This window comes from Niastella yeongjuensis, assembly GCF_900110245.1.
Classification (GTDB): Bacteria; Bacteroidota; Bacteroidia; order Chitinophagales; family Chitinophagaceae; genus Niastella; species Niastella yeongjuensis.
In genome coordinates this window covers 89,509-102,020 of record NZ_FOCZ01000007.1, presented here as the reverse complement: position 1 = coordinate 102,020, position 12,512 = coordinate 89,509, and the positions used below count along the sequence as shown (strand labels likewise).

Below are 12,512 nucleotides of genomic sequence, written 5' to 3'. Positions count from 1 at the left end.
AAGGAGTTTTCAGCGTTAAGCCTTTGCGGCCAGTGTTGTTTCGTACTTTTTCTTCATAATAAAGTAGAGGGCGGCGCCCCCGATAACCAGCAGCACGGCAATGATCTCGGCCTGCGTGGGGTGAAAACCAAAAATGGAGTACTTGGTATTAACCCGGATCTGTTCTATAAGAAAGCGCTCAATACCATTTACTATCAGGTATACGCCAAACAGCGTACCCGGCGCTTTCAGCTTTTTCCGCAAGGACCAGAGCAGCAGGAAAAGCAAAAAGGCCATTATCGTTTCATAAAACGGTGTTGGAAATACCGGTATCGGCAATTGATTACAGTATTGTTCCTCCGTACAACCTGGTATGGGGGCTCCTTCGTTCACTACGTTGTGCGGATAGGTATACGCAAACAACCAGTTGGGCAACCAGCCGGGTGCTTTTACACTGATATGAGGAATTTCTGAGGTATTATTAACCTGAAAGTTTCTTAAGTAAAAATTACCATGCGCCTGTAAGGTGCGTTGAAAAGTAGCCGTATCGGCCAGCACTACTTTCGATTTTGGTCCGGGCTCGGTTACATAGGCGCTGTTTAAAACACCCCAGTCGCCATCACCGGCTACCTGGCAACCAATACGGCCAAGAGAATAGGCCAGAATAAGCGCAGGTGCAATGGCATCGCACAACAGCGTGAAATTGATCTTATGTTTACGGGTGTAGAACCAGATAGCCACAGCAGCGCAGATAAGGCCACCGTAGAAAGTCAACCCGCTGAATGATAATAAAGCCTCGACCGGGTTGGCTACAAAGTCGTTCCAGTTTTCGAGGTTATGGAAAATTTTAGCACCCAAAAAACCAAACAGGGCAGCATAGATCACCAGGTCGCCTACCCGGTCGTGCGGCCAGATGCGAATGGTCCGCTCTTCGGGTTTATCCAGCTTTTGTTTGTGCTTTTCCCACCATTTCAACCCGGCAAACAATACACCCAGGCCCAACCCAACAGGCAGGTTCCCTTCAGAGGAGAAGATGAATTGTTGCGGATCGCCACTGGCGTTGCCCGATATAAATAATCCAATGATCTTATACCCCAATAAAAATCCCAGGAGGAAATTCAACAACAATTCCCCCGGACTGGCTTGTTTACCTACCACCATCTTTACGTCCTGCCCCGTTAACAAACCTGTTCTTTCCTTGCGTTTTAATTCAATGGTTAAAACATAGGCGGCAGCTAAAAAGGACAGGGCCACGAAAAAACCGAAGGAATTAATAAACCGAAGTCCGCTCGGCGCACTACCAAAAATATCCTTGAAAGCGTAATATAGGTTTGGATACATGTATCTGGAATAGATTTTAATCTACCAATAAATCAATAAAGGTGCAATGATAAGAAAACAAACGAAGAATCTGGTAACGGATTGCCTAAATGGTCCAAATGAATGAAAATAGTCTGGAAGTCAACAAGTCAAGTGATTTTGCATCAAAAAACCCTCTCAGGAATGAGAGGGTTCATCACTATGAACAAAGCTGAATTAATCAGCTAAGAAATTTTAACAATATTCTTCAAATGCTGCGATCAGGTTATGAGCGATCAGCTGGGCCGGACGGCCTTCGATCATGTGCCTTTCAATAAAGTGCACCAGCTGACCATCTTTGAACAGCGCAATGGCTGGTGAAGATGGTGGATAAGGTAATAAACGCTCACGTAATTTCTTCACCGCATCAATATCGTAACCGGCAAAGCTGGTAGTCAAATGATCGGGCTTTTTTGCTGAGTTGGTAACGGCCATTAATACACCAGGACGGGCTGAACCTGCTGAGCAACCACAAACTGAATTGATCATTACCAGGGTTGTGCCTGTTGAATTAAGTTGGTTATCAACATCTTCAGAGGTTAACAGCTCCTGGAAGCCGTTGTCTGTCAACTCCTCTTTCATCGGGAGTACTATTTCTGTTGGATACATTCTACTATTTTTTAATTGAAACGCAAAACTACGTAAAAAGTTCATTTCTAACCTTAACCGGAATTTATGTCAGTTACAATCGAACGCGACTGCAATTATGTCCGCCTATTTTGCCCGCTTTCTGTCAATCCAGGCCGGTTTTTGGTCATTTTCTGCAATGGTACACTGTTTGAAAAATAGGTAGACGTACATCGAAATTTAAAAAACAATAAAATTTATAATTATGACAGTAAGACTGCACCATCCCGCCAGAAAATCATTCGATTCTGTAGTTGATGATTTCTTTAATTCAATTCCCGGATTGTGGAATGAAGGACATACCGGCCTTAACCTGGCGCCGGTTAACATTGACGAAACTGCTGAAGGTTTTCAACTGGAAGTAAGCGTACCTGGTATCAATAAAGAAGAGATCAAGGTAAACGTAGATAAAGGTTTGTTAACGATTAGTTACGACAAAAAAGACGATAACAAATCGGAAGGCATCAAATCCGTACGCCGCGAGTTCAGCCGTAAAAGCTTTAAACGCAGCTTTACCATAGCAGAGCAGGTAAATGCCGATGCTATCGAGGCTAAATACGAAAACGGTATCCTGAAACTGTTCCTGCCTAAAAAAGAACAGGTAAAAGAAACACCTAAACAGGTAGTAGTTCAGTAATAATAGCAAAAGAAATACTAAAGTTTTGGTTTCATAAGCAGTTGGTTTTGGTTTAGAAAGCCATCCGCCTTTTGGTGGATGGTTTTTTTTAATGTTTTGTCCTAACTTCGGCCCCCATGAGAGCACTTACCTTCTGTATCCGAAAGACGTTGGTATTGATCGTGCTATGTATATTTTCAGGCGTAGGGATGATTTCAGCACAAGAAAGGCAGCCGGGCGATAGCATATATCACGGTCATAAACATGTTGACACGTTACCATTTATTATTGACTCCGCGGAGGTGGCTTTGCGGATCAAGAACCTCAATCCGTCATTTAATCTGCACGTAGACTCTTCGCTTAGCTATAAGCTGGAGATAAACAAGGACCAGTCGAAATATTACTGGTTCCTGCGTAACCCGCCCGTGGGTCTGCGTATTAATAAGGATAACGGCCTGTTGACCTTTAAGGCTGAGAAATCCTATTTCCTGTCTGGCAAACTGAAATACGACTACCAGTACCGGGTGAGTGTGGGTGTACAAAACCTGGAAGCACCCAGCGATCACGTGGATACCGCTTTTTACATCAGTTTCTACAATACGGATATCATTCAATCGAAGGTAAAGCCTACCGTTGGTTCCACTTTAACTGTAGATGAAGGCGATACCGTAGCCTTTAAGATACAATGCGAGAATGGGAACTTTCCTATTGAAACCATTACCTTCTTTGCCAACATGCCCGTGCGGGGTGCTACCCTGGTAAAGAAATGTGATGATGATTTCATCTGGGCACCCGGTTTTGATTTCGTGAAGGAATCAGACCCCGGCAAGGAAAGGGTTGTGCTGTTGAGTTTTGTAGGGGCCAATAAATTTGGCGTCCGCGATACCGCCCAGGTCAAGATCATTGTAAAGGATGCCCTGAACTATCCTTTATCGGTAGAAGACTATAAGCTGACCGTAAATGTGATCAACAGTTACATTTTGCGGTTAAAATATACCTTCCTGCAACTGGACAAAGGGGTGAAGAAAAACAAAGGCACCCGTACCACCTTTGACATCACCGGTTCCGCCACGGCTTTAACCGGCAGCGTACTGGCCTCCTCTCAACCCAACAGTGAAGTGGGCAAAATAATGCCAAGTGTGGGTGTATCCCTGGTGCCGGTAAAAGAAGCCGTTGCCCCCACAAAAACCACTGAACAAAACCAGGCAGGACAGATCCGCTCAACAGTTAAAAGGCTGGAGTATATGGTAAGCGACAATGCGCTGGTAGGCGAACGCGACCCGGAGATTGCTAAAAAAACAGCCAAGCTGAAAGAAGAATTAAAACAGGCACAGGTTCAGCTGGTTGATATTCCCATCGAGATCACCAGCGGCATGAGCGAAAAAGAACTGAACGACTATTTTAACAGTAAAAAGGTGATGAAGAAATACAGGTTGAAGAAATAGTTCACGAGTTAACCAGTTAACAAGTTTACAAGTAAATAAAAAGAGAAAGCCCTCCTGATGCATCGGGAGGGCTTTCTCTTTTTATTGTTTATTACAATCTTTTCGTCTCGTATCAATCAGGTACTGGACTTTCCAGTTGTTATCCAGCAGTACCAATTGAAAGGAATTGACGCCGCAGTGATGGAATTTGCCTTTATAATAAAACTGATAAGGCGCCCATACCATGGCCAATGCGCCATCGATGCGGATAGATTCGAATTCAATGCGCTCGTCGGCCTCTCCTACTTTCTGGTCGCCAATAAACTTTACAAAGTCTTTAAACTTGTCGCTTTTTATATAGACCTGTTTCTTTTTATTGGTGGCTACGGTTTGCAATATGGGATCATCGGTAAATGCCGATTTCAACAGCACGGTATCGGCATTTTTCATGCCTTCAAACATCCGGTTAATGGTGACTTTCACCGAATCTTCGGTTGTTTGGGTTTGTGCTTGTGCTGTTGCCGTTAAGGCCGAGACTACAATCAATAAAATCGCAAATCGTTTCATGTATTCAATTATCGGAATCACTACTTTTCTAATACCCTAATATCTTCAACATACTTTGGGCAGATTGCTCTTTGGCATATACCCAGTCAACCAGTTTACCATTTTTATCGTGGCCCACAATAATGTGTTTGGGCGATGGGATCAGGCAGTGTTTGATACCGCCATAACCACTGATCTGGTCCTGGTAGGCACCGGTATGGAAAAAGCCTACATACAGCGGTTCGCCATTAACGATCTTGGGCAGGAACACCTCATTGATGTGTTCTTCCGAGTCGTAATAGTCGTGGCTGTCGCAGGTAATACCGCCCAGCACCACACGCTGGTATTCCTGGTCCCACTTGTTCACCGGCAGCATCAGGAATTTCTCCCCAATCCCCCAGGTGTCGGGCAAGGTAGTGATGAAGGAAGAATCGATCATGTACCAGATCTCCCGGTCGTTCTGCACTTTTTGACCGATAACGCTGTAAATATGCGCCATGCTCTCCCCTACGGTATAGCTACCGAATTCGGTGAAGATGTGCGGCATGGGCACGTTATTCTTTTTGCAGGCTTTTTTGATATTGCCTACAATTTCATTGATCATAAACTGGTAGTCGTACTCGAAACCCAGTGAGTGCTTGATGGGGAAGCCGCCGCCGATGTTGATAGAATCCAGCTCGGGGCAGATCTTCTTTAACTGGCAATACAGGTTGATCACCTTGTTCAGCTCAGACCAGTAGTAGATATCATCCTTGATACCCTTGTTCAGGAAGATGTGGAGCATCTTTAACTGAAAGCGCTCTTCGTTGCCTTCTATTTTGTCTACATAGAATTCCAGCACATCCCTGGCCCTGAAACCCAGTCGGGAAGTATAGAACGGGAAGGTTGGTTCTTCTTCCGCTGCTACCCTGATACCGAGTTTGAACGGCCCTTTCACTGTTTTTTTATAATGCTGTAACTCTTCCTTGTTATCGAGGATGGGGATCACGTTTTTGAAACCGGTATTCAGCAGGTTGGCTATACGGCTGGTATAGGTCTTTTGCTTGTACCCGTTACAAATGATAAAGGTGTCCTTGGTGATCTTTTTACGGTCGTACAGTTTTTTGATGATCTCTATATCGTACGCGTAGGAAGTTTCCAGGTGAATATCGTGCTTCAGGGCTTCTTCCACTATAAAAGAGAAGTGGGAGCTCTTTGTACAATAGCAATAGTTGTATTCACCCTCATACCTATGCTTTTTGATGGCATTGGCGAACATCTTTTTTGCCTTTTTTATCTGCATGCCGATCTTGGGAAGATAGGTCAGTTTCATGGGGGTGCCATGTTTGTCGATGAGGGCTTTCAGGTCGAGCCCGTTAAACTGCAGATAATTGTCTTTTACATCGAACCCTTCCTGGGGAAAATTAAAGGTTTGGTTCACCAGGTCGGTGTACGAGTTGTTCATGAACGAGTTCAGGTTGCTGATGGTAGTGAATTTTAATTGTCAGAAAAAGGTGTACCCAAACAAAAAAAAATTATTGCACAAAAGTAATAGTTTGATGAATTTTTCAAATAAAAAATTCTTTGGTCTGAATTCTTTGGTCTGAATTCTTTGTGCTGGGCTCTTTGTTACAGGCTGCCGATTACCGGTGCTGGTACCTGTTACAGGTTACAAGTTTAAAGTTGAAAGTTTTAAGTGCTTAGTTCGCGGTATACGGCTTCGCCACCAGAGGGCCGCGTCGCGGCCTACTGCCTACTGCCTACTGCCTACTGCCTTTCTTTTCTGCCCTCTGCCCTCTGCCCATTTTGCATTATCTAATTGTTACCTTAATAAAAAAGCCCCAACGGTAACCGTCGGGGCTCAATATATTGAAGCTTGTAAGCTTATTTTACAGAAGCTACCAGGTTTTTGAAGGTTTCTGGCTCATTCATAGCCAGGTCAGCCAGGATCTTACGATCTAAACCAACACCTTTCACGTTCAGCTTGTGGATGAACTCAGAATAGGTTAAGCCTTCAGCGCGAACAGCCGCATTGATACGGGCGATCCACAGTGCGCGGTATTCTCTTTTCTTCAGTTTACGGCCTACATATTTATACTGCAGACCTTTTTCCATTACGTTTTTCGCAACGGTATATACGTTTTTACGTTTGCCATAGTAACCCTTGGCAGCTTTCAGAATCCTTTTACGGCGTGCACGGGATGCAACAGCGTTTACTGAACGAGGCATATCTTAAATAATTTGAAAATTCGAAAATTGGTTAACAGAAACAGCTTACTTCAATCTCAGCAAGCGCTTTACAAAGTCTACGTTTGACTTGTGCACAACACCGTCTTTATTCAGGTTGCGTTTACGGCGCTTAGACTTTTTAGTAAGGATGTGACGTTTGAAGGACTTCTGATGCGTGATTTTGCCGGTGCCTGTTATTTTAAATCTTTTTTTGGCACTGGAGTTTGTTTTAACCTTTGGCATAAGTTAAATACCTTTTGCGGTGATACCCTGCTGGCGTTCCCGAACTGACGGGAAACTTTTTGGGCCATGTGGGCAATGTTTGTTTTACGGCTTATAACCAGTAAAACGTAAAATGGAGCGCAAAGGTAGGGAATTTCTACATATGGGCAAATTGAAATTCAATGGGCATTGTTTTTCAATTACTGCCTGATTTTTAGGGAGTTGCAGGATACAGGTTGTAGGTTACAGGTTTCGGGAACACTGAAGATAGAACCCAGAAGCGTGAATTCGGAAATTGAAACCTGAAACTTGAAACCTTGAACCTGAAACTTGGAACCCTGAAACCTGAAACCCGGTAACTAAAAAAAGCACCCCTCCTTGCGGAAGAATGCTTTTAAAGCTCGATTTATTATCAGTCTAAGACCCTTCTTTCTTCTTTTTGCTGGTCTTAGGCGAAATGATCATCAACATACGTTTGCCTTCCAGTTTGGGTAAGCCCTCAGGCTGCCCTACTTCACCCAGGCGTTCTGCAAATTTCAACAATACCAGCTCACCCCGTTCTTTGAACATGATGGCACGGCCTTTAAACTGCACATATGCCTTTACCTTATTGCCTTCTTTTAAAAAGCTTTCAGCGTGGCGTGCTTTAAAGTCAAAGTCGTGATCATCTGTACCAGGTGTAAAACGGATCTCTTTAACCTCGGCCGTTTTACTTTTAGCCTTCATCTCCTTTTCCTTCTTCTTCTTCTCGTACAGGAATTTATTATAATCAATGATTTTACAAACGGGCGGGTCAGCCTGTGGTGAAATTTCAACCAGGTCAAGCTGTTGCTCCTGGGCCATCTTAAGCGCCTCCTGGATAGAATAAACGCCTACTTCTACATTATCGCCTACCAAACGTACCTGTGGTACGCGTATCATGTTATTGGTGCGATGTTCCTGTTGTTGTTCCTTCTTAAATCGGGGATTGAAATTACCTCTCGGTTGTCGCGGTGGAAATGCCATTTAAATCTTTTAGTTAAACAATTTTTGAGTTGGTAACCATTGCTATTGCTGAGTTACCGGTTTTTTAATGTGATTTTGTTTTCGAATGATTGTTACGGACCAAATGTTCTAGCTTCTAAGTTATAAAAATTCCATAGAATCTTCAAACACAATATTATTCGCCACGGCGTTCTTTGATCTCGGCTTTGGCCTCATTAATGAATTCCTCAATACCTTTTGATCCCAGATCACCCTTGCCCTGACGGCGGATGGCCACCTGGTTCTCATTCATCTCTTTTTCGCCCACTACCAGCATGTACGGCACTTTCATGAGCTCGGTATCGCGGATCTTTTTACCAATTTTTTCATTCCTGTCATCCACTTCAGCACGAATATCTGCATTTTTCAGCGATTCTAAAACACTATTTGCATACGGCAAAAACTTATCGCTGATAGGCAAAATCTTTACCTGAACAGGCGACAGCCACAGCGGGAATTTACCGGCATAGTGTTCCAGCAAAAAGCCAATGAAGCGCTCATGGGTGCCTAATGGTGCCCGGTGAATGATCAACGGGGTATCTGCTGTATTGTCCTTATTGGTATATTCCAGCTTGAACCGGCGGCCCTGGGCAAAGTCAACCTGGTTGGTTGCCAGGGTAAACTCACGGCCAATTACGCTCCAGATCTGTACGTCGATCTTGGGGCCGTAAAAAGCAGCCTCATCGGGGATCTCCACATATGGAATATTCGATTCAATCAATACCTGGCGAACCATTTCCTCGGTTTCCTTCCACAATTCCGGTTCGTCAACATATTTCTGACCCAGTTTGGACGGTTCGTGCAGTGACAAACGCATCACGAACTTGTCTATACCAAATATTTTGAAGTATTTCTGGTACATGTCGTTCACCGCTTTGAACTCCTGGGCGAATTGTTCCTTGGTACAATAGATGTGTGCATCGTTCATGTGCAAACAACGTACACGCATCAGTCCAAACAGTTCACCACTTTGCTCATAGCGGTAACAGGTACCGTATTCGGCCAGTCGCAAAGGCAGGTCCTTATAGCTTCTGGGTTCTGCACCGAAGATCTTATGGTGGTGCGGGCAGTTCATGGCCTTCAGGAAATACTTTGTTCCGTCCAGTTCCATGGGCGGGAACATGCTGTCCTGGTAATACGGCAGGTGACCGCTGGTGAGGTACATGCTTTCTTTGGCAATATGCGGGGTAACTACCCTTTTATAGCCGGCACGCGTCTCGGTTTCCTTGGCCAGTTTTTCCAGTTCCTCGATAATGATGGTACCGTTGGGCATCCACAAAGGCAAACCAGGGCCTACATCATCATCCATGGTGAAAATTCCCAATTCCTTACCCAGCTTGCGGTGATCTCTTTTCTTTGCTTCTTCCAGCATGGTCAGGTACTCATCCAATTCCTTTTGAGAAGGGAAGGTAACCCCGTACACGCGGGTAAGTTGTTTATTATTGCTGTCACCTTTCCAGTAAGCACCGGCAATGCTGGTAAGCTTAATGGCTTTGATAGGTGCAGTTGTAGGAATATGCGGTCCCCGGCACAGATCGGTAAAACCACCCTGGGTGTAAAAGGTGATTGCTCCGTCGGTGAGGTTACTTAACAGGTCCAGTTTATATTCATCACCTTTTTCGGTGAAATATTGAATGGCTTCGGCCTTGGGCATTTCTTTACGAACGTAGCTGTTGTTCTGTTTGGCCAGTTCGTTCATTTTCTTTTCCAGCTTCAGCAGGTCTTCTTCCGTGAGCTTGCGGTCGCCCAGGTCCATATCATAATAAAATCCTGCCTGGCTGTCGAGGGCAGGCCCTACCCAGAATTTTACGCCCGGGAACAAACTTTCCACGGCCTCTGCCATCAGGTGGGCAGAAGAGTGCCAGAAGGTTTTTTTACCGTCTTTATCATCCCAGGTTAATAAATTGAGGGTAGAATCGGTGTAAATGGGGCGCGTGGCATCCCACACCTCTCCGTTTACTTTTGCGGCCAATACCTTTCGGGCCAATCCTTCACTGATTGACCTGGCTATTTCCAACCCTGTGGTCCCTTCTTTGTACTCCCGTACATTTCCATCCGGGAAAGTAATTTTTATCATTTTATCACTTCCTTTTTTGTGACTGGTTATAGCCATAGGTGTGCCACACTTTTGTAACCGAGGCAACGGTAAGTATGGCTCTCCTACGGTATAATCCGGAAGAACGGCAAATTTAACGAACAATTTGCAGACCACCATTTACGATATGCGTCGTAAAAAACTAATTATTAAGTAATTTGCCGGGTGACAGAAAAGGCAGCCGGTGGCAAACTGCGGAAAAATCAGGGAAAATCAGGTCTATACCAATAAACCATAAGTTTTAGCTGGCTAAAGAAAATAACAATTTCAGATGAAATCAGTTTTACTTTTTTTGTTTTTAGGCATCAGCTTTTGTGGACAGGCCCAGAACCTAACCGGCATCTGGCGGGGAAATTTCAAAAGCACCCCAGCCGGCCCGCAGGGCCGTCAGCTGGATTTATTGGGTGTTGATCAGCGTTATAAGTTTGAAGTACAGATAGATCAGAATAAGAAAAATTTCAAGGGGGTTACCTATTCCTACCTCACCACTGTGTTTTATGGCAAGGCTACCTGCCAGGGAACCGTAAATCCTGCCACCCACCAGGTGTTGCTGGAAGAACTGAAAATTGTGGAAGTGCGGATGTCGGGCGGCAGCGATGCCTGTATAATGACCCTGTTCCTGAAATATTCAAAGGAAAATGATGAAGAATTCCTGGAAGGGAATTACATCAGCTATAATACCTCCGATTCAACCAATTGTGGCCGGGGCACCGTTTTTCTGCGCAAGGTAACCACCTCCGATTTTTATGAAGAACCCTTCCTGGCCAATAAGGATAAGCAAAAACCGGTAGAGTCAACGCCGCCGGCACAAAAGCCGGTAGTTAAAAAGATCGATACCACTGCCGGCAAGCCCAAACCAGCGATCGCAAAAACAACACCCAAAACCACCAATCCGCAAACAACAGTCAAAAAGCCGGTTACCGTTACCAAACCAGCTAATAAAGCCGTTGTAAAAACACCAACGGAAACAAAACCAAATGTCAAGATCGTTGAAACGGATACGGTGAAGAAGGTGGATGTAAAGGTGCCGCCACTCGCACGTATTCCCACACCCAAAGTACTGGCTAACCGCGAAAATGAACTGGTAAAAACCATTACCACCGATGCCAAAGAGATTGAGATAAATATTTACGACAATGGTACCGTTGACAACGACACCATATCAGTATACGTCGATAAAAAACTGGTGCTTTCAAATAAACGGCTTACCGAAAAAGCCATTCCGCTCACCATCTCCCTCGATGAAACCGTGAACTATCACGAACTGGTGATGGTGGCAGAAAACCTGGGCGAAATTCCACCCAACACCTCCCTGATGGTGGTAAAAGCGGGAAGCAAACAGTATGAAGTAAGGATCACTTCCACCGAACAGAAAAATGCGGTAATAGTGTTTAAATACGAGCCGTAACATGTTGTTTCAGGTTACAAGATCACATCAGCAGATTATTAAACCGATTTTATAAGCGGTACATTCCGTTGCACTTTAAGTTGGTAAATTCCAATAAAATTAAAACATGCGTTTTTTGCTGTTGCCCCTGTTGCTTGGGTTAAGCGGGGTTGGTCAGGCGCAATTGTTAACGGGAGTATGGGGCGGTATAAGGACCCAGAATGCCGGCGGTTGTTTTCCCGCATACTCCACCGAACTGCATATCATTTATATGCAAAACAATTCGTTTATGGGTAATGTGTACAGCTACGACAACGACCGGTACACTAAAATAAACTTTACCGGCAAGTACAACCCGCTTACCAAACGCATGGTGATCATTGAAAACTCTGTATTGCAATACAACGTGCCCGACAGCTGCATTCCCTGTATAAAAACATACGACCTGACACTTTCCAACAATGGCAATGGCGGCGAATTGCTGCAGGGCGAATGGCGGGGCCATGAAATGGGCAATAACAACAATTGCCAGCCCGGAAAAATATCCCTTGCAAGAGTGGCCAAATCAATCTTCCCCATCGATGTTTACCAGAACGATACCCTTGCCCGGTTACAAAAGACCATGAAATTAAAAAGCCGGGAAAAAGACCTGGTTCAAACCCTGGCCATCGACACCTCCCTTATAAAAATTGAATTGTACGACAATGCCGAGATCGATGATGATACCGTATCGGTATTCCTGAACAATACGTTGTTATTATATAAAAAACGGCTCACCGGCAAACCACTTGTATTGAATGTAACGGCCTTCCCCAATACGCCTTACGAGTTGATGATGTATGCCGAAAACCTGGGCCGCATTCCTCCCAATACCGCCCTGATGGTTATAACAGCCGGACAAAAACGCTACCAATTACACCTGTCGTCGAGCGAGGAAAAAAGTGCTGTTGTCAGGTTTAAATATGAGCCGCTTCAAAAGGCCCTCCTACGCTAAAGCTACGGCGGGCGAAGCAATAGGCAATAGAA

General features: G+C 44.6%; 12 protein-coding genes. 4 read left to right on the top strand and 8 right to left on the bottom strand.

What is annotated here, in order from left to right; translation table 11 throughout:
• Positions 1–15 precede the first annotated feature (15 nt).
• Both BMX95_RS19395 and BMX95_RS19390 read right to left on the bottom strand, forming a co-directional pair.
• Positions 16–1,320 (bottom strand): prolipoprotein diacylglyceryl transferase, encoded by a 1,305-nt coding sequence (locus BMX95_RS19395; protein WP_081204006.1) that lies wholly within the window; start codon positions 1,318–1,320, stop codon positions 16–18.
• Positions 1,321–1,533: 213 nt separating this feature from the next.
• Positions 1,534–1,947 (bottom strand): BrxA/BrxB family bacilliredoxin, encoded by a 414-nt coding sequence (locus tag BMX95_RS19390; RefSeq protein WP_081204007.1) that lies wholly within the window; start codon positions 1,945–1,947, stop codon positions 1,534–1,536.
• Positions 1,948–2,170: 223 nt separating this feature from the next.
• Between BMX95_RS19390 and BMX95_RS19385 the strand changes: the two genes are divergently transcribed.
• Together BMX95_RS19385 and BMX95_RS19380 are read left to right on the top strand one after the other, a co-directional pair.
• Positions 2,171–2,602 carry an Hsp20/alpha crystallin family protein gene (locus BMX95_RS19385; RefSeq protein WP_081204008.1) on the top strand — a complete coding sequence of 144 codons (432 nt, stop codon included), beginning with the start codon at positions 2,171–2,173 and terminating at the stop codon, positions 2,600–2,602.
• Between the two features lie 116 nt (positions 2,603–2,718).
• Positions 2,719–4,026 (top strand): hypothetical protein, encoded by a 1,308-nt coding sequence (locus tag BMX95_RS19380; RefSeq protein ID WP_081204009.1) that lies wholly within the window; start codon positions 2,719–2,721, stop codon positions 4,024–4,026.
• An 81-nt stretch (positions 4,027–4,107) separates the two neighbouring features.
• Here the strand turns inward: BMX95_RS19380 and BMX95_RS19375 are convergent, their stop codons facing one another.
• From BMX95_RS19375 to thrS, 6 genes are all read right to left on the bottom strand, one after another.
• Positions 4,108–4,572, bottom strand: coding sequence for a nuclear transport factor 2 family protein (locus tag BMX95_RS19375; RefSeq protein ID WP_081204010.1), 465 nt, complete (start codon positions 4,570–4,572; stop codon positions 4,108–4,110).
• Positions 4,573–4,600: 28 nt separating this feature from the next.
• Positions 4,601–5,995 (bottom strand): type III PLP-dependent enzyme domain-containing protein, encoded by a 1,395-nt coding sequence (locus BMX95_RS19370; RefSeq protein ID WP_081204011.1) that lies wholly within the window; start codon positions 5,993–5,995, stop codon positions 4,601–4,603.
• A 419-nt stretch (positions 5,996–6,414) separates the two neighbouring features.
• A complete protein-coding gene (gene rplT / locus BMX95_RS19365; protein ID WP_081204012.1) occupies positions 6,415–6,759 on the bottom strand; it encodes a 50S ribosomal protein L20 in 345 nt (114 codons plus the stop codon).
• 45 nt (positions 6,760–6,804) lie between these two features.
• Entirely contained in the window at positions 6,805–7,002 is a 198-nt protein-coding gene (gene rpmI, locus BMX95_RS19360; protein ID WP_081204013.1) for a 50S ribosomal protein L35, read from the bottom strand.
• 396 nt (positions 7,003–7,398) lie between these two features.
• Positions 7,399–7,986, bottom strand: coding sequence for a translation initiation factor IF-3 (infC, locus tag BMX95_RS19355; RefSeq protein WP_081204014.1), 588 nt, complete (start codon positions 7,984–7,986; stop codon positions 7,399–7,401).
• Between the two features lie 154 nt (positions 7,987–8,140).
• Entirely contained in the window at positions 8,141–10,117 is a 1,977-nt protein-coding gene (gene thrS, locus BMX95_RS19350; protein ID WP_242673248.1) for a threonine--tRNA ligase, read from the bottom strand.
• Between the two features lie 253 nt (positions 10,118–10,370).
• On the opposite strand from thrS, the gene BMX95_RS19345 reads away from it, so the two are divergent.
• Positions 10,371–11,507 (top strand): hypothetical protein, encoded by a 1,137-nt coding sequence (locus tag BMX95_RS19345; protein WP_081204015.1) that lies wholly within the window; start codon positions 10,371–10,373, stop codon positions 11,505–11,507.
• A 106-nt stretch (positions 11,508–11,613) separates the two neighbouring features.
• A complete protein-coding gene (locus tag BMX95_RS19340; RefSeq protein WP_081204016.1) occupies positions 11,614–12,480 on the top strand; it encodes a hypothetical protein in 867 nt (288 codons plus the stop codon).
• Positions 12,481–12,512: the final 32 nt, after the last annotated feature.